Annotated in this window: 26 protein-coding genes and 1 pseudogene; 24 read left to right on the top strand and 3 right to left on the bottom strand. The window is 39.1% G+C overall.

The window, feature by feature from the left end; all coding sequences use genetic code 11:
- The first annotated feature begins 4 nt into the window (after window positions 1–4).
- The 10 genes and pseudogenes from KGI01_RS04160 to KGI01_RS04115 all read left to right on the top strand — a co-directional run bounded on the left by KGI01_RS04160 (window position 5) and on the right by KGI01_RS04115 (window position 7,853).
- Window positions 5–781 carry an ABC transporter ATP-binding protein gene (locus KGI01_RS04160; protein WP_373863117.1) on the top strand — a complete coding sequence of 259 codons (777 nt, stop codon included), beginning with the start codon at window positions 5–7 and terminating at the stop codon, window positions 779–781.
- Window positions 778–1,517: pseudogene (locus KGI01_RS04155) on the top strand (ABC transporter permease). Before KGI01_RS04160 ends, KGI01_RS04155 begins: the two are co-directional and overlap by 4 nt.
- Window positions 1,517–2,512 (top strand): ABC transporter substrate-binding protein, encoded by a 996-nt coding sequence (locus KGI01_RS04150; RefSeq protein ID WP_068453588.1) that lies wholly within the window; start codon window positions 1,517–1,519, stop codon window positions 2,510–2,512. The pseudogene KGI01_RS04155 and the gene KGI01_RS04150 overlap by 1 nt, the downstream one beginning before the upstream one ends.
- Window positions 2,513–3,091, top strand: coding sequence for a thiamine phosphate synthase (locus KGI01_RS04145; protein ID WP_141273537.1), 579 nt, complete (start codon window positions 2,513–2,515; stop codon window positions 3,089–3,091).
- On the top strand, window positions 3,078–4,157 hold the full coding sequence (gene thiO / locus KGI01_RS04140; protein WP_141273535.1) for a glycine oxidase ThiO: 1,080 nt from the start codon (window positions 3,078–3,080) through the stop codon (window positions 4,155–4,157). Before KGI01_RS04145 ends, thiO begins: the two co-directional genes overlap by 14 nt.
- A complete protein-coding gene (gene thiS / locus KGI01_RS04135) occupies window positions 4,142–4,342 on the top strand; it encodes a sulfur carrier protein ThiS (protein ID WP_141273533.1) in 201 nt (66 codons plus the stop codon). Before thiO ends, thiS begins: the two co-directional genes overlap by 16 nt.
- A gap of 1 nt (window position 4,343) precedes the next feature.
- Window positions 4,344–5,114, top strand: a complete 771-nt coding sequence (locus KGI01_RS04130; RefSeq protein ID WP_068453581.1) for a thiazole synthase — start codon at window positions 4,344–4,346, stop codon at window positions 5,112–5,114.
- Window positions 5,107–6,117 (top strand): ThiF family adenylyltransferase, encoded by a 1,011-nt coding sequence (locus KGI01_RS04125; protein ID WP_141273530.1) that lies wholly within the window; start codon window positions 5,107–5,109, stop codon window positions 6,115–6,117. The genes KGI01_RS04130 and KGI01_RS04125 overlap by 8 nt, the downstream gene beginning before the upstream one ends.
- Window positions 6,118–6,161: 44 nt before the next feature.
- Window positions 6,162–6,665 (top strand): GNAT family N-acetyltransferase, encoded by a 504-nt coding sequence (locus KGI01_RS04120; protein WP_141273528.1) that lies wholly within the window; start codon window positions 6,162–6,164, stop codon window positions 6,663–6,665.
- A 270-nt stretch (window positions 6,666–6,935) separates the two neighbouring features.
- The gene (locus KGI01_RS04115) at window positions 6,936–7,853 is read left to right on the top strand and encodes a cation diffusion facilitator family transporter (protein ID WP_373863116.1); all 918 of its coding nucleotides are present in this window, start codon (window positions 6,936–6,938) and stop codon (window positions 7,851–7,853) included.
- Window positions 7,854–7,901: 48 nt separating this feature from the next.
- Here KGI01_RS04115 and KGI01_RS04110 read toward each other — a convergent pair whose 3' ends face one another.
- Window positions 7,902–8,822, bottom strand: coding sequence for an EamA family transporter (locus tag KGI01_RS04110; protein WP_141273524.1), 921 nt, complete (start codon window positions 8,820–8,822; stop codon window positions 7,902–7,904).
- Window positions 8,823–8,932: 110 nt separating this feature from the next.
- Here KGI01_RS04110 and KGI01_RS04105 point away from each other — a divergent pair, with 110 nt between their 5' ends.
- The 14 genes from KGI01_RS04105 (at window position 8,933) to KGI01_RS04040 (ending at window position 22,102) form a co-directional block, all read left to right on the top strand.
- Entirely contained in the window at window positions 8,933–9,814 is an 882-nt protein-coding gene (locus KGI01_RS04105; RefSeq protein ID WP_255314732.1) for a helix-turn-helix transcriptional regulator, read from the top strand.
- Window positions 9,815–9,878: 64 nt separating this feature from the next.
- Entirely contained in the window at window positions 9,879–10,808 is a 930-nt protein-coding gene (locus KGI01_RS04100; RefSeq protein WP_141273520.1) for a cation diffusion facilitator family transporter, read from the top strand.
- An 11-nt stretch (window positions 10,809–10,819) separates the two neighbouring features.
- Window positions 10,820–11,128: an ArsR/SmtB family transcription factor gene (locus KGI01_RS04095; protein ID WP_141273518.1), complete on the top strand. Its 309-nt coding sequence runs from the start codon at window positions 10,820–10,822 to the stop codon at window positions 11,126–11,128.
- A gap of 92 nt (window positions 11,129–11,220) precedes the next feature.
- Window positions 11,221–12,057, top strand: coding sequence for a MerR family transcriptional regulator (locus KGI01_RS04090; protein WP_141273516.1), 837 nt, complete (start codon window positions 11,221–11,223; stop codon window positions 12,055–12,057).
- Window positions 12,058–12,129: 72 nt separating this feature from the next.
- On the top strand, window positions 12,130–13,302 hold the full coding sequence (gene norA / locus KGI01_RS04085; protein WP_141273514.1) for a multidrug efflux MFS transporter NorA: 1,173 nt from the start codon (window positions 12,130–12,132) through the stop codon (window positions 13,300–13,302).
- 176 nt (window positions 13,303–13,478) lie between these two features.
- Window positions 13,479–14,198 carry a (Fe-S)-binding protein gene (locus KGI01_RS04080; protein ID WP_087680668.1) on the top strand — a complete coding sequence of 240 codons (720 nt, stop codon included), beginning with the start codon at window positions 13,479–13,481 and terminating at the stop codon, window positions 14,196–14,198.
- Between the two features lie 12 nt (window positions 14,199–14,210).
- Complete coding sequence (locus KGI01_RS04075) at window positions 14,211–15,644, top strand: LutB/LldF family L-lactate oxidation iron-sulfur protein (RefSeq protein WP_141273512.1); 1,434 nt, start codon at window positions 14,211–14,213, stop codon at window positions 15,642–15,644.
- Window positions 15,645–16,364, top strand: coding sequence for a LutC/YkgG family protein (locus tag KGI01_RS04070; protein ID WP_141273510.1), 720 nt, complete (start codon window positions 15,645–15,647; stop codon window positions 16,362–16,364).
- Window positions 16,365–16,599: 235 nt separating this feature from the next.
- Window positions 16,600–16,878: a CD3324 family protein gene (locus KGI01_RS04065; protein WP_141273508.1), complete on the top strand. Its 279-nt coding sequence runs from the start codon at window positions 16,600–16,602 to the stop codon at window positions 16,876–16,878.
- Window positions 16,879–16,943: 65 nt separating this feature from the next.
- Window positions 16,944–17,579, top strand: a complete 636-nt coding sequence (locus KGI01_RS04060; protein ID WP_170214722.1) for an FBP domain-containing protein — start codon at window positions 16,944–16,946, stop codon at window positions 17,577–17,579.
- Window positions 17,580–17,648: 69 nt separating this feature from the next.
- Window positions 17,649–18,188 carry a hypothetical protein gene (locus KGI01_RS04055; RefSeq protein WP_141273504.1) on the top strand — a complete coding sequence of 180 codons (540 nt, stop codon included), beginning with the start codon at window positions 17,649–17,651 and terminating at the stop codon, window positions 18,186–18,188.
- 141 nt (window positions 18,189–18,329) lie between these two features.
- Window positions 18,330–18,722, top strand: a complete 393-nt coding sequence (locus tag KGI01_RS04050) for a thiol-disulfide oxidoreductase DCC family protein (RefSeq protein ID WP_068453553.1) — start codon at window positions 18,330–18,332, stop codon at window positions 18,720–18,722.
- A 143-nt stretch (window positions 18,723–18,865) separates the two neighbouring features.
- Window positions 18,866–21,571: an aconitate hydratase AcnA gene (gene acnA / locus KGI01_RS04045; protein WP_141273502.1), complete on the top strand. Its 2,706-nt coding sequence runs from the start codon at window positions 18,866–18,868 to the stop codon at window positions 21,569–21,571.
- 102 nt (window positions 21,572–21,673) lie between these two features.
- Window positions 21,674–22,102, top strand: coding sequence for an acyl-CoA thioesterase (locus KGI01_RS04040; RefSeq protein WP_141273500.1), 429 nt, complete (start codon window positions 21,674–21,676; stop codon window positions 22,100–22,102).
- 525 nt (window positions 22,103–22,627) lie between these two features.
- Here the strand turns inward: KGI01_RS04040 and KGI01_RS04035 are convergent.
- Complete coding sequence (locus KGI01_RS04035; RefSeq protein WP_068453547.1) at window positions 22,628–22,918, bottom strand: HesB/YadR/YfhF family protein; 291 nt, start codon at window positions 22,916–22,918, stop codon at window positions 22,628–22,630.
- A gap of 23 nt (window positions 22,919–22,941) precedes the next feature.
- Window positions 22,942–23,544: a glycerol-3-phosphate 1-O-acyltransferase PlsY gene (gene plsY, locus KGI01_RS04030; protein ID WP_141273498.1), complete on the bottom strand. Its 603-nt coding sequence runs from the start codon at window positions 23,542–23,544 to the stop codon at window positions 22,942–22,944.
- Window positions 23,545–23,793: the final 249 nt, after the last annotated feature.

Here is a 23,793-nt window from a genome sequence, read left to right as displayed (position 1 = left end):
TTCGATTCTTTGTCGAGATGGCTTTTTTTATAGAGGAGGAAGATCATTGGAGAGTTTAGCTTTACAAGATGTCTGTTTTCGTTACGAAGAACAACCCATTTTAGACCATGTTCATTTTTCCATTCAAGAAGGTGAATTCGTTTCGTTAATTGGTCCGAGTGGTTGCGGAAAAAGTACGATTTTTCGTCTCATTACAGGTCTATCTCAGGCACAGTCGGGACAAGTGACCGTAGCGAAACAACCTGTAGGCTATATGCCACAGCAAGATTTACTGCTCCCTTGGCGAACCGTATTACAAAATACATTGTTGCCATTAGAATGTCAGCGAATACCGAAAAAGAGAGCAGAAGAACAGAGTAAGGCGTTACTCGAGGAATTTGGTCTAGGAGCTTACATGCATAAAAAACCAAAAGACTTATCGGGTGGCATGCGTCAACGTGTTGCATTCATTCGTGCATTGAATGCTTCACAAGATGTACTGTTACTCGATGAACCATTTAGTGCGCTCGATGCACTGACGAAGATGGAGTTACAAGATTGGTTATACATACAAGCGAAGAAATGGCGTAAAACCATTTTATTTATTACGCATGATGTGGATGAAGCGCTCTATTTATCAGATCGTATTCTAACTGTACAGCAGACACCAATTCATACGCTACACGAAACGATTGTCCCAATGGAACATAAAAGACAGCGTTCAGATTTAGCAAGTAAGGAGGTGCAAGACGTGAAGCAACAACTGATTCAAATGTTGCAACAAGGACGTCAGCAATTATGAGAAAAAATGCACCTGCGATTTATGTGAGTGTTGGACTGCTACTCATTTGGGAAGTATTTGCGCGCTGGCTAAATGAGATGTACATCTTACCGTCTCCAACGGCCATCTTACAAAAGATGTGGGATTTTAGAGAAGCTCTATTTACCGTCCATTTACCTGCAACACTACAAGTACTTTGGATTGGTTTACTAATTTCAATTATTTTAGGCATTGGTCTCGCGATTATGATGCACCTCAGTCATTGGTCGGAGCGCGCATTCTATCCGCTACTCGTCGCGTCACAGACGATTCCCATTACAGCACTCGCGCCCATTTTTGTTTTATGGTTCGGTTACACGATTTGGAGTAAGGTGCTTGTGACCGTCCTCATTGCGTTTTTCCCGATTGCGATGAGTATGTTTGATGGACTGCGTAGCACAAAGCGTGAACTAGAAGAACTCATGCGAACGTACGGGGCGACAAAATGGCAAATTTTTTGGAAGCTACAACTTCCGTCAGCGCTACCACAGCTATTCTCTGCTTTTAAAATCGCTGTACCGCTCAGTATTATCGGCGCAGCTGTTGGGGAGTGGCTCGGAGCACAGGCAGGTCTCGGTTACTTCAGTAAACGAATGATGACACAGTTAGACGGAGCAGGTGTATTTGCGCCCATCGTTCTATTATCTACGATGGCGATCATCGCTGTCTTCATCATTCGAATCATTGAAAAAAATATATCGTTTGGAGGAAAGATTAATGCGTTTGATGAAATTTTTCGTACTATGTAGTTTGTTAGTTGTCGTATTAGCAGGTTGTTCAAGTAAAGCAAAAGATGGTAAAGAATTAAAAGAAGTGACGGTTATGCTCGATTGGTATCCGAATGCGATTCATAGCTTTCTCTATGTAGCGATGGAAAAAGGTTATTTTAAAGAAAAAGGGTTAGATGTCAAACTACAATATCCATCGAATCCAACGGACCCACTGACTTTAACAGCTGCTGGAAAATCAACCATTGGTATTTACTATCAGCAAGATGTCATTATGGCACGTGCGAATGAAGGAGTTCCGATTCAGTCGATTGGTACGATTGTCCAATCACCACTTAGTCAATTGATGTCACTAAAAGAATCGAATATTCAGCGCCCACGCGATTTAGAAGGAAAAACAGTTGGTTATGGCGGTACACCATTAAGTGAAGCGACAATTAAAGCGATGGTAAAAGAAGATGGGGGCGACCCGAATCAAGTGAAGTTAGTCGACGTCGGCTTTGAATTAGTATCCGCACTCATTACGAAAAAAGTGGATGTTTTAGCAGGTGGTCTAATTAACCATGAGCTACCTGTCATGGAGGAAAAGGGCTATCCGATTTCAACAATGGACCCATCGGAATTCGGTGTACCAAAGAGTCATGAAATCGTCTTCGTAGCAAGTGACCGTACGATTGCGAAAGACGAAGCAACATTAAAAGCATTTTTAGAAGCAGCGAAACAAGGATTTGATTATACGAAGAAGAATCCAGATGAATCGCTTGCTATTCTATTAGATCATCAAGAGAAAGACCAATTCCCACTGACGAAAAGTATCGAGGAAAAAAGCTTGAAGATTGTAACAGATAAGATGGAGACGAAGGAAGAGCCGTTCTTATCGGATAATCCAGCCAGCTGGGAAAAGCAAAATGAGTGGCTCGTTCAACAAAAAATTGCCGACAAAATGGTGCCAACAGACGAGCTATATAAAGAACTGGTGAAGTAGATGAAGATTCATGTTCTTTCAGATGGCAAGCAGACGAATGAACAGTTTGTAAAACGTGTCATGCAGGCAGAAACCGAAATAGACGCGCTACATTTTCGTGAATATGAGCGCACAGCAAAGGAGTTATACCAGCTTATAGATCAGTGTCTACAAGCTGGTTTTCCCCTTCATAAAATGGTCGTCCATGATCGGTTAGATGTTGCCCATGCACATCAAATTCAAACCGTTCAAGTTGGTTACAGAAGTCTACCTATTCCCGTAATTCGCGTGCGCTTTTCAGAATTTTCAATTATCGAATCAGTTCATTCTATTGAAGAATTACATAAGAGTGAGGCGGATCAATGTATGTTATCACCGATTTTTCATACAAGTTGTAAAAAAGATGCGATTCCTTTAGCAGCAGATATTCTCCAAACAGCGAAGCGTCCGTATATTGCATTAGGAGGGATTACGCCCCACAACGTACATCTTGTGAAAAGTGAAAGAATAGCGATTCGCTCGGGTTTTTGGGAGGCAGAAAATGGTTGTGACATATTAAAAATTTATCGTGAAATGAGGGAGAACTATGAAGAATTATGATGTCATCATCATTGGCGGCGGTGCAATCGGCAGTTCAATCGCCTATTCGCTTTCTAAACGAAACAAGCGAGTAGCCATCATCGAAAAACAGATGATTGGCAGTGGTGCTTCATCTGCGGCTGCTGGTTTACTCGGTGTACAAGCAGAGTGGGATGCGGAAGATCCACTCTTTCATCTCGCGCAAAAAAGCCGCCGCTTATTTCCGAAACTTCAAGAAGAAATTCGTACACTCTCAGGCATTGATATTGGTTATGAGCAAAAAGGGATCTTGCGCATCGCTCATACAGAACAAGAACTCGCGCGCATTCATGACATTATGAACTGGCAAAGTGCGTGTGGTGAAGTGTGTGAAGCGATGACGATGGCACAAGTACAGCAGATAGAACCAGCAGTGTCATCTAAATTATATGGTGGTGTATTTTGCCGAGATGATGGGCATGTACTTGCAAAGGACTTAACAAAAGGCTATGCCGCGAGTGCCGCAGCACTTGGTTGTGCCATTTACGAACATACGGAAGTGACCCAGATTATAGAACAGCAAGGAGAAGTATGTGGTGTGCAAACAACAGCAGGCATGTTGGAAACGAAACAAATCATACTAGCAACGGGCGCATCAAACCAGCCGCTGCAACAACATTTTGAAATTGAAGCGATTCCTGTGAAGGGGGAAGTCGTTTGCTTGCATAGTTATGAACCGATTTTACAAGTGCCACTATTTCGAGAACGATTTTATATTGCACCAAAACGAGGCGGTCATTACGTCATTGGAGCAACGATGAAGCGAGGTGACGTAACAAAGCACGTGGAAGCAGCGAGTGTGCAACATCTATTAAATCAAGCTTTTGAACTTGTACCAGCACTTCAACAGGCGACCTTTAAAACGAGCTGGGCAGGTTTGCGTCCAGACTGTTCTTTAGAACGACCACTTATGGCACAACATGCGACAACAAAAGGATTATGGTGTGCGGTTGGACATTACAGAAATGGTATTTTACTCAGTGCCATTACAGGTGAATATATGGCAAATCAATTAGAGGAGGTGACAAATACGTGCAATTACGTGTAAACGGTCATTTTATCGATGTACCAGAGGAAGTACAGACAGTCGCAGCACTTGTCGATTTTTTAGCACTTCAATCGAAAGTCATCATCGTGGAACAAAACGGTGTCATTTTACAGGCAGATGAGCATGAACGAGCAATTCAACCAAGCGATTCATTCGAAATCGTAACATTCGTAGGAGGCGGTTAATATGTTAACTATTGGAGAAAAACAATTCACATCACGTTTATTATTAGGAACAGGGAAATTTACAGATTTTGATGTACAACAACAGGCGATTGCAGCGTCGGAAACAGAAATCCTTACATTCGCAGTTCGTCGTATGAATATTTTTGAACCGACACAACCGAATTTATTAGAAAAAATTGATGTATCAAAATATACACTATTACCGAATACAGCAGGTGCAAAAACGGCAGAAGAAGCTGTTCGAATTGCACAACTCGCAAAAGCATCTGGGTTATGTGACATGATTAAAGTCGAAGTGATTGGTTGTGACCGTAGTTTATTACCAGATCCAATTGAAACATTGAAGGCAACAGAGAAATTATTAGAACTTGGCTTTATCGTATTACCTTATACGTCAGATGACGTGGTACTCGCACGCCATTTACAAGAGCTTGGTGCACATGCCATCATGCCAGGTGCTTCACCAATCGGTTCAGGTCAAGGTGTTATTAATCCGCTGAACTTACAATTCATTATGGAACAATCAACAGTGCCTGTCATTGTCGATGCAGGGATTGGCACACCAGCAGATGCGGCTTATGCGATGCAGTTAGGTGCAGACGGTGTCTTATTAAATACAGCAGTAAGTGGCGCACAAAATCCAATTCAAATGGCACGCGCAATGAAGTATGCGATTGAAGCAGGGCGCATGGGCTATGAAGCAGGAGCCATTCCGAAAAAAGAATATGGTATTGCGAGTAGTCCGCAAAAAGGAATGAGTCCGATTGGATAGTGTACGTTATTCACGTCAAATTCTGTTTGAACCGATTGGCACAACAGGGCAGCAAGCATTACAAGATGCACATATCCTTGTGATAGGTCTTGGTGCATTAGGCAGTCAAATAACAGAACAATGTGTGCGAGCAGGTGTTGGACATCTGTCGATTGTTGACCGAGATTATGTCGACTACTCTAATTTACAACGTCAAACACTCTATCATGAACAAGATGCTGAACAAGGTTTGCCAAAGGCGGTTGCCGCACATCAACATCTACGCGCCATCAATCAATCCGTTCAAATTGATGCGTACATAGAAGATGTCAGTCCTGCTTTTTTAACACAATTTAAACAAGTCGACGTCATCATTGATGCGACAGATAATTTTGATATTCGTTTTATAGTCAATGACTTCGCCTATCAGCAACAGATTCCATGGATTTACGGTGCATGTGTCGGTTCATACGGTCTTTCCTATACTTTTTTACCGAATGAGACACCCTGTTTGCATTGTTTAATGCAAAAGATTCCACTTGGCAGTGCGACGTGTGACACAGCGGGAATTATCGCACCTGCTGTATCACAAGTTGTCGTCTGGCAAATGACGGAACTATTAAAAATTCTAGCAAAACAATATGATGCACTACGCGGTACACTTATTTCAACAGATTTATGGAAGAATGAAATAGCCGAAGTGCGTGTACAAAGCTTAAAAGACCCAGCTTGTCCTTGTTGCTCATCTCATGCAACACATCCCTATTTACAAGCAGACAATCAACTGAAAACAGCGATATTGTGTGGACGTGATACGGTTCAACTGCGTATGAATCAACGAGAAAATTGGTCTTTAGCTCAGTTTGCAGAAACATTACAAGGGCAAAATTATACACAAAACGACTATCTCATTCGCATTGATGCAAAGCCTTATACACTCGTCGTATTTCAAGACGGACGTGTGTTTGTTCATGGCACAAAAGATGTTCTCACTGCAAAAAAATTATATTACAAATATTTTTAACCAGAATACTTTAGCTTGGGTATAATAAGTATGGGGTGAAGAACATGGTTGAATATATAAAACCAACAGTAGAAGATGCGGCAGAGATTGTTGCATTTTATAATCGTGTTGGTGGTGAAACATCATATTTAAGTTTTGAACAAGATGAATATCCATTAACAGTGGAAGAACAGCGTGAAGCGATTGAACATGACGCACAAGATGATAGTCAGTATATGCTACTTGTGAAAGATGAAGGACGTATTATTGCGATTGGTACGATGACAACATCCCACAAAATAAAAGCACGTCATGTAACAGAACTTGGTATTGTCGTTGAAAAAGCACAACACAGTAAGGGAATTGGTACAATTCTTATGAAGAAGCTCGTTCAATGGGCGAGAGAGCAGCCATTCATTACGAAGATTCGTTTAGATACGCGTGCAGATAATTTAAAGGCTGTAGCACTTTACATTAAGCTTGGCTTTGTTATTGAAGGTACATTGAAGAATGAAACGTATTGGAATGACCAATACTTTGACCTGTATATGATGGGGAAAGACGTCTAGTCCAAAAGAATTATTTTTTCTGTAATAGGAAAAGATGAAAAAGAAAAGAATTTTTCCAAAAGGAAAGAATGAGTAAGCTAAACGCTTTTATATGAAGTGTTTAGCTTAGTTTTTTTATAAAAGCTTCTTTTTTGCCGATAAGAAACTTTTTTTCTTTATTTAAAAAATACGTAATAACGGAAAAAATTTTTGTATAGACTAAGAGCGATTTTGTTTGATATGATACGAAAGCACTTTCGACATCAGATGTCATTATTTGGAGGGGTTCTTTTGGACAAACAACAATCATTATTCGCCGCTTGGGTGAGTGTCATTAGCAATATTTGTTTAACGATTTTAAAAATCATTTCAGGCGTCGTATTCAAGAGCCAAGTTCTCCTCGCTGATGGAATACATAACGCAGCAGACGTTGTTGCTTCTGCGGTATCATTAGGCTCCATGAAAATCTCAAATCAACCAGCAGATGAAGACCATCCTTATGGACATGGAAAAGCAGAAGTTGTATCTTCCGCCTTTGTGTCCATTATTTTAATGATGGCAGCAGTTTATATTGGGTATGAATCCATTCTTGCTTTATTTGAACCAGCGACAGAAGCACATATTCTTGCCTTTGTTGCAGCCGTTATTTCACTTTTATGGAAAGCATGGCTCTATGTCTATACGATTCGCATTGGACGAAAAGAACGTAGCAAGGGATTAATTGCGACAGCTTATGACCATTTAGCCGATGTCTATGCCTCATTAGCAGCAGTTGTCGGTATCGGCATCGCGCTCATTAATCAATACATTATCGCAATTCCCTACGCTGCATATGGTGATCCTGTTGCAGGTATCATTGTCGCACTACTGATTTTAAAATTAGCGATTGGTATGATGAAAGAATCGATTGATATTTTAATGGAAGCAAGTATTCCGTTAGAGAGAAGTCATCAATATTTTGAAACAATAAAGCAAATTACGTATGTCAAACGAATTGATAGTATTCGTGCGCGTAATCATGGACATTATGTACTAGTCGATGTACGTGTGGGCATTCAAGCAGACTTAACGATTCAACAAGGACATGATGTCTGTCGTGAAATTAAAAAACAAATTATGGCGCGCGATGAAGAAGTAACAGAAGTGTTAGTCCACCTTAATCCGTGGTACGCTGAAACAGAAGTAGTACAGACACCAGCGGAATTATAATGAAAAAGGAACTTCTACACAGTATAGATTGTGTGGAAGTTCCTTTTTTTAATCATCAGAAAGTTCAGGTGTTTTTGTACCGAGTGCCAGCAGTAAAATCATGAATAGAATACAAGCTGTTCCAATCCATTGCCAAAAACCGAAATGTTCTTGTAGCCAGAACACGGTGGTTAAAACAGCAGCAAGCGGTTCTAGACTACTTAATAAACTCGTCTCTTTCGGTGATAAACTGTGTAAGCTCTCGATATAAAACCAAAATGCTAACATCGTACCGAAAATGATGACGAAAATAAGATAGATATAACCATCTACATCGAATTGTGATAAATCAACTGCCCATGGTGGATGAATGAAACTAAGCATGAAGCCACCGATGACCATTGCCCAACCAACAACGACGAGTGAATCGAAATGAGCGAGTAGACGAACGGCATACAATGTATAAAAGGCAAGTGCGACGCCCGATAAAATTCCCCAAATAATAGCAGGTGTTGGGACGGATAGATTCGAAATGGAACCGTTCGTTAAGAGGAAAAAGCAACCGAGCAGAGCAAGCGTTACGGTAATCACGTCTTTTTTTGTTAAGACGGATTGTCGACGTAAGACAAGATAGAGAATAATCATGACAGGCGCTAAATATTGTAATAATGTCGCAACTGCCGCATTCCCATAATTGATGGATATCATATACGTGTACTGTACAGCAAGCATACCAATGATGCCGAAAATAATGAGTTGTAATGCTGTATGTTTATGTTGCCATATTTGAAAGATTTGTTTTCGGTCTTTTAAGAAAAATTGTACAGTTAACAATAAAATACCAGCGATGAGCAATCTTGTTGTAACAAGCCAGTTGACGTCAACTGCATAGTTTTGAAATAGTTTTTGTGCAACTGTTCCTCCGACACCCCAAAAGAGAGCGCCCACTGTTACGAGGATGAGGCCGATTTTTCGAGCAGTTCGTTTCATCTCGATTCTCCTTTTTTATACGTTCTTCATGTTATAATAATGGATAATCTACTTAGAAAATACTGAATTTAATGAAAAAAGTATAACAAGATTGAGGTGAGACAGTGCAAATTACCGATTTTCAACTCAATGCACAACTACAAGAACTAACCAAGCATCATACGGTAACATTACCTGTTGCTTGTTATGAAACAACGATTCAAGCGAATGTACATGGTTATATTCCACTTCACTGGCATGAAGAATTGCAATGGATTGTCGTGTTGCAAGGAGAAGCTCAATTTCAAGTGAATGAAGAATATATGACGGTTTCAAAAGGAGAAGGGCTTTTTATTAATCAAGCACAACTACATGGTGCAAAAGATGATGCAAAAAATCCATGTATTTACCGCTGTTTGAATGTTTCGCCGCTATTTATAATGTCGAATGAATTGTACGCAGCATATGTTCAACCTTATTTGCAAGCCAATAGTTACATGCGATTAACGAAGTCAACAAGTTGGTCGAATCAAGTGTTGGCGCATTTACAAGCAATCTATACATTACTTGAAACGAAACATCCGTTATTTGAATTTGATTTAACCATTCATCTAACACAGCTTTGGAAAGAGATGATTATAGGATTTCAACAAGGTATTGTACTTAGACAGCCTATTCAAAATGAGCGTATGAAGCAGATGCTCCAATGGATTCACACACATTATGCTGAAACGATTATTTTAGAAAATATTGCACAAGCAGGGCAGCTAAGCCGCTCGGAATGTTGTCGTTATTTCAAACGAATTTTACATACAACACCATTACAATATGTGATGGACTATAGAATTCGAAAAAGCCTTACTTATCTGCAACAATATAATGTTACAGAAGTAGCTTATGAAGTGGGATTTAATAGTACAAGCTATTATATTGAGAAGTTTAAAGAACGTATGGGACAAACCCCGCTTGCTTATAAAAAAAGTATAGCGAGTAAAGATGAGATGGAAGCTTGACTTTGCTTCCATTTACTTATAATATGTGTATATGATTATATGTTCATATAAAGGGGTGTTGAAAATGGAAGAGCAAAATAATAATCGGAAAATACTATGGTATTCACTCATTATTATTACAGTGTACATGATTATTGAGATGGTTGGTGGTTTTTTAACCAATAGTTTAGCATTACTATCCGACGCAGGGCATATGTTAAGTGATTCGATATCATTAGCCATAGCGCTTATCGCTTTTACAATTGCACAAAAAGTTTCGAATAACGGTAAAACATATGGCTATAAACGTTTTGAAATTTTAGCGGCTGTTGTGAATGGTGTTACACTTATGTTAGTAGCTTTATACATTTTTTATGAAGCATTTGATCGCTTTAAAAATCCGCCTGAAGTTTCAACGACAGGTATGTTAATTATCAGTACGATTGGATTACTTGTAAACATCTTAGTTGCATATATTATGATGCGCGGTGCCGATACGAAAGAGAACTTAAATATGCGTGGTGCGTATTTACATGTTATTTCAGATATGCTTGGTTCAATCGGTGCAATTGTTGCAGGTCTTTGTATTTTATTCTTTGACTGGCGAATAGCTGATCCAATCGCAAGTATTATTGTCGCAATATTAATTTTACGAAGTGGTTTTAAAGTGACGATGGATTCAGTTCATGTGTTAATGGAAGGAACACCAAAAGATATCGAGATTGACCACTTAGTAGATATTCTAAAATCTAAAAAAGAAGTACAAGGTATTCACGATTTACATGTATGGACAATTACATCTCGTTTAAATGCGTTAACATGTCACTTAGTAGTTCCAGATAATTTAACCGTAATTGAAAGTTCACAATTACTCGCAGATTTAGAACATCAACTAGCCCATGAGAATATTCAACATGTAACAATTCAATTAGAAGCAGCCTCACTTGCACATCAACCTGATTTATTCTGTACGATGAAAGTAGAGCTAGATCCACATGCAGGGCATAATCATTAGGAGTGATATGTATGAAACATATATGTGAACGACAATTAGATGAAGAAACATTATTCGTTGTATCGCAAACATTTAAAGCATTGAGTGATCCAACTCGTATTCGTATTTTAAATTATTTATGTGGTACAGAACGTTCAGTGAATGATATCGCAGAAGCACTCAATCTTGGACAATCTACGGTATCACACCAACTTCGTTTTTTAAAAAATTTACGTCTCGTGAAGTTTAGACGAGAAGGCACGACGATGTACTATTCACATGACGACGAACATGTCATTGATTTACTACACCAAGCGATTGATCATGCGATGCATGAGTAAGAGGAGAAATGACGTGAAATATCCGTCGTTCCTCCTTTTCTTTCTTGCTTTGAAAAAAGTAGGGTTAGACTGCATGGAAATGAGGAAAAAACATGGATAATAGGCATTATACGATTGGACAAATGGCGAAACTAACGAATTTACCAAGCCAAACATTACGATATTACGATCAAATTGATTTATTTAAGCCCATTTATACAGATCCAGCCACAAATTACCGCTACTATGCGGAATCACAACTATATTTAATCGATTTGATTAAAAGCTTGCGTTTCGTCGGTACACCTCTTGAGAAAATTAAAGAAATTCAGCATTTCTCAATAGAAGAGATGATTGATTACTTAAATAAACAAGAAGAAACATTAGCTAATAAATTAGCGCAGCTACAAGAAACACAATACACACTTCGAAAAACGCGTAAACAAATGGAAGAACAACTTGCGATTCCCGTTTTAAATGAAGTGTTTACAAAGCACGAAGAATCCGCTCGCCTTCTTTGTTTAACAGCACCAAATGCAACGCCCGAACATGTCTCAAATGATGAAATGCGTAAGTTAACAGAGACAATTGAAAATGAGGGAAGCGTACAGACCATTCGTTATGGTAGTTATTATCCACTCAAACGATACAAACAAATAGAAGATATTCAATACACCCAAATTTTCATTCCGATTTTGACATCAAAATTATTCCATGTGCAAAATGAGGCGATGAATATTGTGACGATGCCAGAAGGCAAATATATTGAAATTGCCTTTATTTATACGTCGGCACAATATATTCAAATGTATGAAAAATTATGGCAATATATTCAAATAAATGACTTGCACGTAGAAGAGGTCGTTTGGGAATCTATAATGCCGATGAGTTTTTCAACAAATGTAGAAGAAAAAATTTTAGTAGAGTTAAAAGTGCGACTGCTAGATTAATCGCTTGACATTATAGTTACTGTAAGGTTTAAGTTTAGTAGTAGAAATTGAACAGAATCGAGGTTATTTAACATGAAAAATAAGTTAACATTATTTATTTTACTTGGAAATCTGTTCATTGCTTTCTTAGGCATCGGTTTGGTTATTCCGATTTTGCCAACGATTATGAATGAGTTTGGTATTAGTGGAACAACGGTCGGTTATTTAACCGCCGCGTTTGCTTTATCGCAGTTAATCGTGTCACCTTTTGCGGGGAAAGCAACGGACCGATTTGGTAGAAAAATTATGATTGTCCTTGGACTTTTCATTTTTGCCTTTTCTGAATTATTATTTGGATTAGGAAAAAGTGTGGAAGTTCTATTTATTTCGCGTATTTTAGGCGGCGTCAGTGGTGCATTCATCATGCCTGCTGTAACAGCTTTTATTGCTGATATTACATCAAATGAAGAACGACCTAAAGCACTTGGTTTTATGTCGGCAGCTATTAATTTAGGATTTATTATTGGACCTGGGATAGGAGGGTTCTTAGCGGAAATCGGTACACGCGTGCCTTTCTTTGCGGCAGCCATACTCGGCACAGTCGCGGCGATTTTATCACAAATTTTATTAAAAGAGCCTGAAAAGAAAGCAGCCATCGCAGATGCTGGAGAGCATACGACACCGAAGAAGAAGGCAGGACTTGGTCGTCTATTGACACCGCTCTACTTGTTACCATTTGTCTTGATTTTTACATCGTCATTTGGTTTAGCGGCCGTTGAATCATTCTTCAGCCTGTTCGTTGACCATAAATTTAATTTCACACCAAAAGATGTCGCGATTGCGATTATGGGTGGTGGAATTTTAGGGGCAATCTTCCAGTTATTGATTTTTGATCGTATGGTGAAGCAACTAGGGGAAATTAATGTCATTCGTCTTAGTTTAATCTATTCGGTCGTGTTCGTTTTAGCGATTGCACTAGCACCGAATTATTGGACAGTTATGATCGTCTGCTTCCTTGTATTTGTTGGTTTTGATTTAATTCGTCCAGCATTAACGACGTATTTATCAAAGATTGCAGGAGATGAACAAGGTTTTGTTGGTGGCATGAACTCGATGTTCACATCATTAGCGAATGTGATGGGTCCGATTATTGGTGGTATGCTATTCGATCAAAATATGAACTATCCATATTATTTTGCAACGATTCTACTATTAATTAGTTTTATCCTGGCACTATTTTGGAAACAGAAAAAAGCATTGTCATAAGCAGGAGGCATCACTTTATAAAGTGATGCCTTTTTCTTTATTCTTTAAAAGGTTGAAACATATAATCTTTATTCCATTTAGTTATAGTGATTATTCCGTCTAGAAGGGTAGTATAATAAATAAAATAAGTTTTTAAATTTTCTAATTTCTTTGGATTCAATTGAGGGGGATGACCAATGAAAGTATCATTGTTCGCGACATGTCTTGTCGATACATTTCAAACCAATGTAGGGAAGGCAACTGTCGAATTATTAGAAAGACTCGGGTGTGAGATTGAGTTTCCGCGTTCGCAAGTGTGTTGCGGTCAACCGGCTTATAACTCAGGTTATGTTGAAAAAGCAAAAGAACCGATGCGTAAAATGATTGATACATTTTTAGATGCAGAAGTGATTGTTACACCATCTGGTTCATGTGCTACGATGTTTAAAGAATATCCACATGTTTTTAAAGACGATCCAGCTTATGCTGAAAAAGCACAAATTGTAGCAGATAAAACATATGAATTAACCGATTTTATTGTGAATGTTTTAAAAGTAGAAGACGTTGGCGCAACATTCAACCATAAAATCACATACCATCCATCATGTCATATGACACGTTTACTTGGTGTGAAAGATGCACCGTTTACATTATTAAATAATGTGAAGGGGTTAGAATTCATTCCACTACCATATAGCTATAATTGCTGTGGATTTGGCGGAACATTCTCAGTGAAAATGGGGAATATTTCAGAGCAAATGGTAGATGAAAAAGTCGACTCAGCGATTGAAACAGAAGCAGAATATTTAGTTGGCGCAGATGGCGGTTGTTTAATGAATATTGGCGGACGTATGCATCGCCGCGGCGAAAAAATTAAGACGATTCACATTGCTGAAATCTTAAATCAACAAGCATAAGGGGGGATTTTCATGGCAATTAAATATAATGATAACGCATTCAAAGATAATGTGAATACAAATTTAGAACGTGACTTCATGCGCGGTGCAGTTACATCGGCACAAAACCGTCTACATGGTGGACGTTTAAAAGCAGTAGACGAGCTAGGCGACTGGGAAGAGTGGCGTAAACATGGCGAAGAAATACGTCAACACGTTCTCGACAATCTCGACTACTACTTATATGAACTCTCTGAAAATGTTGAAAAAGCAGGAGGTCATGTCTTCTTTGCGCAAACACCAGAAGAAGCGAATGCTTACATCCAATCGGTTGTTCAAAAACAACAAGCAACACGCGTTTTAAAATCAAAGTCGATGGTAACAGAAGAGATTAGCTTAAATGAAGCGTTAGAAGAAATCGGATGTACCGTACTCGAAACAGATTTAGGGGAATATATCTTACAATTAGACGATCACGACAAGCCATCTCATATTGTCGCGCCATCTGTTCATAAAAATCGTTTCCAAATTAAAGAAGTATTCGTTAAAAAGCTCGGTTATCCAGAAGACGGTTCAGCTGATGCCAAAGATTTAGCGCGATTTGTACGTACGATTTTACGTGATGATTATATGCAAGCAGAAGTCGGTATTACAGGCTGTAACTTTGCGATTGCTGATTCTGGTTCTATCTCACTCGTTACAAATGAAGGGAATGCGGGACTTGTGACAACCATTCCAAAAACGCAAATTGCTGTGATGGGTATGGAGCGTATTGTACCGAGTTTAGAGGAGATGGAAGTACTCGTTAATATGCTGACACGTAGCGCAGTAGGGCAAAAATTAACATCCTATGTGAATGTTATTACAGGTCCAAAACGTGCAGAGGATGTTGACGGTCCAGAAGAATTCCATTTAGTCATTTTAGATAATGGGCGTTCAGATATTTTAGCTGGCGAATTCAAGTCGGTTTTACAATGTATTCGCTGTGCAGCTTGTGTCAATGTTTGTCCTGTGTATCGTCATATTGGAGGTCACTCGTATAACTCGATTTATTCAGGTCCAATTGGAGCAGTGTTAACGCCACTTCTTGCGGGATATGATGACTTTAAAGAATTACCATATGCCTCATCTCTATGCGGTGCATGTACAGATGCTTGTCCTGTGAAAATCCCACTACATGAATTATTACTAAAACATCGTCAAGTCATCGTCGAAAAAGAAGGACGCGCCCCTGTTTCAGAAGGTCTTATGATGAAAGGCTTTAGTGTGGGTGCTTCAAACAGCACATTATTTAATGTAGGTACGAAAATCGCAGCAGCAGTGATGAAACCATTATCAAAAGATCAAATGATTTCAAAAGGTGTCGGTCCACTGAAAGATTGGACGGATATTCGGGATTTCCCTATTGTGGAACGTGAAAAGTTACGTGATTGGTTTGATAAGCGTGAAAAGAAAGGCGGAAAATAAATGATTCAAAATCGTGAGAAATTTTTAGAAAAGATTGCTACATCCTTAAACCGACCTTTTTCGCCTACACAAAAGCCTGTGCGTAACTGGCAACATAAGCCAGAAGAAAAAAAGCTGTCGCATTTATCAATTGATGAGCTGATGTCGGCATTTGTGGAACAATGTGGTCGTTTAAATAATACAAATGTTGTAGAAGTGTCATCAGGTGATGTGAAGAAAGCAGTGGATGAAGCGGTTAAACAACATGGTGGCGAATCCGTTGCTCTATGGAATGATGAACGCTTCCGAGCACTTGGTTTAGATGAGTTATACGAAAATGAGTGGGCGGACGAAGGATTGCGTGTTCACGTCTGGGATTCAAATCTTAGCCGTACAGAAAACTTCGAACGCACAAACGATTCGAATATTGGGATTGTGTTCGCTGAATATGCACTTGCCGAATCAGGAACGGTTGTTTTATATTCAGCAGAAGGACAAGGAAAGGCAGTTGGGTTATTACCGAACGCTTTTATTGCGATTGTTAAAAAGAGTACACTTCGTCCTCGTATTACACAAGCTGTAAAGGAAATGGAACGTGAATTCGTGGAAGCGGGCAAAACATTACCTGCAGCTGTTGATTTCGTATCAGGTCCAAGTAACTCAGCTGATATCGAAATGGACTTAGTCGTAGGTGTACATGGTCCGATTTACGCAACGTACATTGTCGTATCAGATCAGTAAAAATTAAAAAATCTCTCTATTTATAATGGAGGGATTTTTCTTTTTGCGTTACGATAATAAAGACGAAAAGGAGGTGCTTGTTAGATGATTTCTTCATCGGTTATTTCAAAAACTCATGCAAAGCCTTTCTTAAAAGTGCGATTCTTTGCATGGGGTGAATAATTCCACATCGCAAGCTTTGTGTTTTTAATGAATGGTTTTGCCCTTAGAGATGACAATATAAGGAGCAAAAAGCATGAGTTATCAAAACGCAAAAGAAATTTTACCAGAGAAATTAATAAAAGAAATTCAACAATATGTACAAGGGCAAACACTCTATATTCCGAGAAAAGATGAGCCAAAGCGCTGGGGAGAAAAGAGTGGTAGCCGAAAAGCGTTATATGAGCGAAATGAAGCCATTTGTAAAGCGTATGCGCAAGGTGCTACAAAGGAACAATTGGCGCAACAGTACTATCTATCGGTTGAAACAATTCGAAAAATTATTTATCAAAAAGGGAAAAAATCATTCAAATGATTTTACCCACTCGTCATTACGTTGGTTACGTTTTATACTTTGACTATAGAAATGAGGGAGTCAAAATGGAACCATTTATTCGACATGATCAAGTGATCTTCATTGAAAAACAGATGAAACAGATTATAGACGGTCAGCAAAAACATTTACCGAAAAGTGTAATGCGTGCATTGACGGAAGAAGCTCACTTTAAAATTGAAGCACAATTTATACAATTAACAGAAGAACAGCGCCAACTAATTGATTTTACACGTTATGAAAATAAAGAGATGTACCTCGAACAAATCAAAGCGTGTGAACTTGATTTTCCGGTTGTGACACTTGCTGAACTAAAAAAATTATTACCAAAGTATAAGAAGTTAAAAGTGCCAGAAGAACTAGCTGCGAATACAAAGCGTAGTTATTTAGGTTTTGATGATGTACGTTCACATCAAAAAGTTATTGTGGCAGAAATAGCGGGTGAATTATGTGCGATTGCAGGACATTTTATCGATAAGCATCAAAAGAATATTTGTGCGTTTTGTGGATGTACGAATGAGGTGGTCTATTTCACAGCGAAGACGCACGCACGCGATCCGAAAAACCCTGACTATTATAAAACGATTAGTCACTTAATCTGTAAAGATAGTGAAGTATGTAATGCACATCTAACAGATTTGACGAAATTGCATGATTATATGGAAGAAGTTTTAAAAAAATAAGCCACTTTTAATTTCCAAACGGTGTATAATATAGTGTGATTCGTAAGTTAATGGAGGATGTAATAGAAGATGTTGAAAATTACTTTTGGCAAAACACGCTATAATGCGGATAAGTTATTATTAAATGAAGCAGATAACATACTTGAGCTTGGAAATGGTTATCGCATGAAAAATTTAGCTCCGAACGTTAAATTAGCTGACTTTTTAGATTATATTAACCGCCAATACATGCTAGGTGATAATATTATTAATGCAGAAATTTGGTTTTTACGTAATGGTGGTAGTGAAACAGAACCGAATTATATGGTGGAAAAAATCGTAGCAGATGACCAAGAAGAGAAAGAAGATTTTCGTCGTAGCATTTTAGTTGATGGCGATGGCATGCATCACTATGGGTTTAAAATCATTCATGTTCATAGAGATACGATTTTATTTGAAACACCACGTGCATTAATTCAAGTTTATATACAAGGACAACTGATTCCATTTACAGCGACAGCTTTAGAAGAGAGTTTAACAGCTTTTGAAAAGATTACATTGCATACGATTGCTACATGCGTAAATCATTCAACAGCAAACATATCGAGCGAGACGTTCTTGCGCTCATAATACTTAAAATAGAAGAAAATGAAATCTCAGCGATGAGGTTTCTTTTTTATATGGATAAAAATTGACAACAGCATATAAAGAATTCCATAATAAGAATAGTGAGGCAAATCTGTCTCCAACCAGAAAAGAGGCTTTGATATAATGAATCAACCCATTCTTTTTTACGACGGAACCTGTGGTTTTTGTCAGTGGTCGGTACAGCTCGTTTTAGAACATGAAAAACTACCTACCTTTTATTTTGCTTCCTTGCAAAGCGATTTCGCTAAAAAACATTTGCCAGAAGCGCTGACAAAAGATTTAAATTCAGTGGTTGTTTTAGACAATCAACGCATTTTTACACAATCAGATGCTGTGATTAAAGTAGCGTCAACACTTTCTTTTCCTTATTCTTTGGCGAAAATAGGGCAATTTATACCGAAAAGTGTCCGCAATACACTTTATCAACTTGTTGCACAAAATAGACAAAAATTATCACCAGTAAGCAAAAAATGTCGAATCCTAACAAAAGAGGAACGAATGCGCTTTATTGAATAACAAGGTCATAACTTTTGCTTATCATAAAGTATAATTTTAATGTTATTTACTTATGTGCAGGCATCTTATATCATTGGTGTTGGAGAAAAGTGGCTCATGAAAAGCCTTTTTATATTAGTTAAATTAGAGGGGGAACCGAACAAATGGCAAACACTAACTTGCATAACAGTCGCTCTTCATTCGAGGTAAACGGCAAGACTTACAACTTCTACCGTTTAGGTGCAATTGAAGAAGCTGGCGTAGCAAACATCAAACGCCTTCCTTATTCAATCAGAATTTTATTAGAATCAGTTTTACGTCAATATGACGGATACGTAATCAAAGAAGATCACGTAGATAACTTAGCAAAATGGGGTAAAGGATCAGATGCAAACGCTGAAGTACCTTTCAAACCATCTCGCGTAGTATTACAAGATTTCACTGGTGTACCAGTAGTAGTTGACTTAACTTCTTTACGTACAGCAATGAACGACATGGGTGGCGACGGTAACGAAATCAACCCAGAAATCCCAGTTGACCTTGTAATTGACCACTCAGTACAAGTAGACAAATACGGTAATGCGCAAGCATTACAAGCGAACATGGAACTAGAATTCGAACGTAACGCAGAACGTTACAACTTCCTAAAATGGGCTCAAACTGCATACGATAACTTCCGTGCTGTACCACCAGCAACAGGTATCGTACACCAAGTTAACTTAGAGTACTTAGCACCAATTGTACACGTGAACAAGAACGAAGACGGTACATTCGAAGCATTCCCAGATTCAGTAGTAGGTACTGACTCTCATACTACAATGATCAACGGTATCGGCGTACTTGGGTGGGGCGTTGGTGGTATCGAAGCAGAAGCAGGTATGCTTGGACAACCTTCTTACTTCCCAATTCCTGAAGTTATCGGTGTAAAACTTACTGGTACACTTCCATCGGGTACAACAGCTACAGACTTAGCGCTTAAAGTAACGCAAGAGTTACGTAAAAAAGGCGTTGTTGGTAAATTCGTTGAGTTCTTCGGACCTGGCGTACCAGCACTTCCATTAGCTGACCGTGCTACAATTTCAAACATGGCTCCTGAATACGGTGCTACTTGTGGTTTCTTCGCAATTGATGAAGAATCTCTTAACTACATGCGCTTAACAGGCCGTGAAGAAGAGCACATTTCAGTAGTTGAAGCTTACTTAAAAGCGAACGATATGTTCTTCGATGCAAACTTAGAGCCAGATTACACTGACGTAGTGGAAATCGATCTTGCACAAATTGAACCAAACCTTGCTGGTCCAAAACGTCCACAAGATTTAATTCCATTAACTGAAATGAAATCTCGTTACCGTGAAGCAGTAGTTGCTCCATCTGGCGTACAAGGCTTCGGTTTAACTGAAGATGAGTTCTCTAAAACAGCAACAGCTAAATTTGCTGAAGGCGATGTAGAAATTCCAGCAGGCGCTGTAGGAATCGCTGCAATCACTTCATGTACAAATACATCTAACCCATACGTTTTAATCGCTGCAGGTCTTGTTGCGAAAAAAGCGGTTGAAAAAGGCTTAACTGTTCCTAAATGGGTTAAAACTTCTTTAGCACCAGGTTCAAAAGTTGTAACTGGTTACTTAGAAGATTCAGGTTTACAATCATATCTTGACCAAATCGGTTTCAACACTGTAGGTTACGGTTGTACAACATGTATCGGTAACTCAGGTCCTTTACTTCCAGAAATCGAAGAAGCAATCCAATCAAACGATTTATTCGTAACTTCTGTACTTTCTGGTAACCGTAACTTCGAAGGCCGTGTTCACCCGCTTGTAAAAGCGAACTACTTAGCATCACCACCACTTGTTGTTGCTTACGCATTAGCAGGTACTGTAGATGTTGACCTTCGTAAAGATTCATTCGGTAAAGATAAAGATGGCAACGACGTATTCTTCGATGACATCTGGCCATCAACTGATGAAATCAACGATGTATTATCTAAAGTTGTTACACGTGAATTATTCCAAAAAGAATATGAAACTGTATTCAATGCAAACGAAACTTGGAATGCAATTGAAACTTCTACATCAACTCTTTACACATTTGATGAGAAATCAACTTACATCCAAAACCCACCATTCTTCCAAAACTTATCAGCTTCTCCAGAGGATATCTCTGCTCTTGAAGGCTTACGCGTTTTAGCTAAGTTTGGTGACTCAATTACAACTGACCACATTTCACCAGCAGGTGCAATTGGTAAAGAAACACCAGCAGGTCAATACTTACGTGCAAATGGTGTAGAACCTCGTAACTTCAACTCTTACGGTTCTCGTCGTGGTAACCACGAAGTAATGATGCGTGGTACATTCGCTAACATCCGTATCCGTAACCAAATCGCTCCAGGTACAGAAGGTGGTTTCACTACTTACTGGCCAACAGGTGAAGTTGAGTACATTTACGATGCAGCAATGAAATATGCTGAAAACAACACTGGCTTAGTAGTATTAGCTGGTAAAGATTACGGTATGGGTTCTTCACGTGACTGGGCAGCTAAAGGTACAAACCTTTTAGGTGTTAAAACAGTTATCGCTGAATCATATGAACGTATTCACCGTTCTAACCTAGTTATGATGGGTGTTCTTCCGCTTCAATTCGCTCCAGGCGAATCAGCTGAAACACTTGGCTTAACTGGTGAAGAAATCTTCTCAGTAAACATCGCTGAAGGTGTAAAACCAAAAGATATGTTAACTGTAACTGCTACTGCAGCTGACGGTACTGTGAAAGAATTCCAAGCTCTAGCTCGCTTCGATTCAGAAGTTGAAGTAGATTACTACCGTAACGGTGGTATCCTACAAATGGTATTACGTAACAAACTTGCAAAATAATGTTGCGTAACCGAGAAAAGACCTACCTTAACCGGTAGGTCTTTTTTTATGCCGACAACGTAACCATTTTTTTGATATACTATTACATGAGGTGAAGAAAGCATGTATATAAGTGAAAAAGAGATTGAAATTCGTTACGCAGAAACGGATCAAATGGGTGTTGTCTACCACGCAAACTATGTCATTTGGCTAGAGATAGGTAGAACACAGCTGATTAAAGACCTAGGCTTCTCTGTAACAGAGTTAGAGGATGCGGGCTATGTTTCACCTGTTATGAACGTAAACATTTCCTACAAGGCTGCACTGCGCTATGGTAAGCCTGCTAAAATTCGCACATGGGTAAAAACACAGGACCGTTTACGTACAGTCTACGGTTACGAGATACTCCATGAAGACGGAACAGTTGCTGCAACAGCAACAACTGAACATATCGTTGTTAAAAAAGACTCTTTCCGCCCAGTTTCTATGATGAAAATCGACCCAGCATGGTACGAACGCTATTTAGAAATTGCAGAAGAAAAACCAGAATGAGCGCATTCTGGTTTTTTTTATGAAGTACGTGTAGTAGGCGAGTGACCCGATTTTAGGTGTGAATGACCCATTTTCGCCCTCGAATGTCCCGAATCAAGTTGCGAGTGCCCCAAACACTTCGACGAATGTCCCAAAACGCGGGTCGAATGTTCGAATTCACACCATTCTAGTCAACTGAAGTCTTTTTGAATTACTCAAAAGCCTTGAAGAAAGTACAAAAAGGGGGCAATTTAGGTTGTTTGCTTGCTGTTCGATGATCCATCGCTTTGCTCGTTCAACACAAAAAGGGGGCAATTTAGGTTGTTTGGGCGAGTGACCCATTTTCGCTCTCGAATGCCCCGTTTAGACGAGTGAATGTCCCATTTTCGTCCTCGAGTGCCCCAAATCAACCCCCGAATGTCCCAATCCACCGCCCGAGTGCCCCATTTTCGCCCTCGAATGTCTCGTTTGGACGGTCGAATGTCCCAAACCCACCTTCCACACATCCCACTCCAAATAAAAAAGAATGGGCATGCACCCATTCTTCTAGTCAACATATTCGTATAAAAGTTCGTCTAAGTCATTGTCGACTTTTACTTTAAAATCATGTCCGTCAAAGAACCAGAGATCGTCTGTTTCGATGAAGAAGCGGTAACCGCCTTGTTCAGTGACAACAGCAGCGTCAATCGGTGTATCTGTATTCATGCCGATGGAATAACCTTCGTGGAAGGGATTTGAGCCACCATAGCGAGCAAAGAAGCGAATATGTGCGCCAGGCTCTAAGTCCATCTCTTTTTGAAACCACTTGATTGCTTCATCTGTAATCAAAATTTCCATATACATGCACACTCCTTTTGATTTTAAATCCACGTTACTTTAGGTTCTGTACCCTCTTTGATTCGTTTTATGTTTGCGCGGTGGCGATAAATAACGAATGTTGCAAGAGCTGTGACAACAGCGAATAGTAAATATTCTTGGTCAAGTACAGCATACGTTAATCCATAAATGAATGCAACGACTGCGGCGAACATCGAAGCAAGACTCACCATTTTAAATGCTTTTAAACAAAGTAAGAAAGCAATTAATAAAATGACGAAGATGGGCCAGTGATAACCAAATAGCACACCCGCAGATGTTGCGACAGCTTTACCTCCACGGAATTTCGCGAAGATTGGGAACATATGCCCGACAACAGCGATGACACCAGCTACAAGCGGATGAACATGACTGTTTGAAAGAATCGCAAACGTGGGTAATAACGTAGCGAGCGTTCCTTTTAAGATATCCATCACTGTGACAACAGCACCGGCTTTTTTACCAAGTACGCGAAATGTGTTTGTAGCACCTAGATTCCCACTACCATGCTTTCGAATGTCTGTTTTATAGAACAGTTGACCAATCCATAGACCAGATGGGATGGAGCCAATTAAATAGGCTAGAATAATGACGATTGCGGTATTCATATATGAATGCTCCTTCTTTTTCTCTTAGTTACAGGTACTAATATATTGTCATAATATTTTATCATGCTTACGCTTTTGGAACAATAAGACAATGTAGGTGTTTTCAGTTTATGCTGAAATCGTCTATTTCGCAATAAAAATACAGTAACTGTTTGCCACAAAGTAAAATTTACTCTTATAATAAGAAGGCTATGTAAAAAACGTTGAACAGTAGCTAGCTATATTTGTAAATTCAATGATTTAGTGTAT

The organism is Kurthia gibsonii (assembly GCF_006539985.1).
Classification (GTDB): Bacteria; Bacillota; Bacilli; order Bacillales_A; family Planococcaceae; genus Kurthia; species Kurthia gibsonii.
Note: the sequence above shows the minus strand (reverse complement) of the source record. Positions and strands in the feature narration are given on the sequence as shown.

Bases quoted from the DNA above. Each gene is read 5' to 3' on its own strand.
- KGI01_RS04100 (WP_141273520.1), top strand. From the start codon at position 9,879: ATGGAAGAGCAAAATAATAATCGGAAAATACTATGGTATTCACTCATT.
- KGI01_RS04055 (WP_141273504.1), top strand. From the start codon at position 17,649: ATGTTGAAAATTACTTTTGGCAAAACACGCTATAATGCGGATAAGTTA.
- KGI01_RS04090 (WP_141273516.1), top strand. From the start codon at position 11,221: ATGGATAATAGGCATTATACGATTGGACAAATGGCGAAACTAACGAAT.
- plsY (WP_141273498.1), bottom strand. From the start codon at position 23,544: ATGAATACCGCAATCGTCATTATTCTAGCCTATTTAATTGGCTCCATC.
- KGI01_RS04050 (WP_068453553.1), top strand. From the start codon at position 18,330: ATGAATCAACCCATTCTTTTTTACGACGGAACCTGTGGTTTTTGTCAG.
- thiO (WP_141273535.1), top strand. From the start codon at position 3,078: ATGAAGAATTATGATGTCATCATCATTGGCGGCGGTGCAATCGGCAGT.
- KGI01_RS04120 (WP_141273528.1), top strand. From the start codon at position 6,162: ATGGTTGAATATATAAAACCAACAGTAGAAGATGCGGCAGAGATTGTT.
- KGI01_RS04080 (WP_087680668.1), top strand. From the start codon at position 13,479: ATGAAAGTATCATTGTTCGCGACATGTCTTGTCGATACATTTCAAACC.
- KGI01_RS04035 (WP_068453547.1), bottom strand. From the start codon at position 22,918: ATGGAAATTTTGATTACAGATGAAGCAATCAAGTGGTTTCAAAAAGAG.
- KGI01_RS04130 (WP_068453581.1), top strand. From the start codon at position 4,344: ATGTTAACTATTGGAGAAAAACAATTCACATCACGTTTATTATTAGGA.
- KGI01_RS04070 (WP_141273510.1), top strand. From the start codon at position 15,645: ATGATTCAAAATCGTGAGAAATTTTTAGAAAAGATTGCTACATCCTTA.
- KGI01_RS04095 (WP_141273518.1), top strand. From the start codon at position 10,820: ATGAAACATATATGTGAACGACAATTAGATGAAGAAACATTATTCGTT.
- KGI01_RS04145 (WP_141273537.1), top strand. From the start codon at position 2,513: ATGAAGATTCATGTTCTTTCAGATGGCAAGCAGACGAATGAACAGTTT.
- acnA (WP_141273502.1), top strand. From the start codon at position 18,866: ATGGCAAACACTAACTTGCATAACAGTCGCTCTTCATTCGAGGTAAAC.
- KGI01_RS04060 (WP_170214722.1), top strand. From the start codon at position 16,944: ATGGAACCATTTATTCGACATGATCAAGTGATCTTCATTGAAAAACAG.
- KGI01_RS04065 (WP_141273508.1), top strand. From the start codon at position 16,600: ATGAGTTATCAAAACGCAAAAGAAATTTTACCAGAGAAATTAATAAAA.
- norA (WP_141273514.1), top strand. From the start codon at position 12,130: ATGAAAAATAAGTTAACATTATTTATTTTACTTGGAAATCTGTTCATT.
- KGI01_RS04040 (WP_141273500.1), top strand. From the start codon at position 21,674: ATGTATATAAGTGAAAAAGAGATTGAAATTCGTTACGCAGAAACGGAT.
- KGI01_RS04110 (WP_141273524.1), bottom strand. From the start codon at position 8,822: ATGAAACGAACTGCTCGAAAAATCGGCCTCATCCTCGTAACAGTGGGC.
- KGI01_RS04150 (WP_068453588.1), top strand. From the start codon at position 1,517: ATGCGTTTGATGAAATTTTTCGTACTATGTAGTTTGTTAGTTGTCGTA.
- KGI01_RS04075 (WP_141273512.1), top strand. From the start codon at position 14,211: ATGGCAATTAAATATAATGATAACGCATTCAAAGATAATGTGAATACA.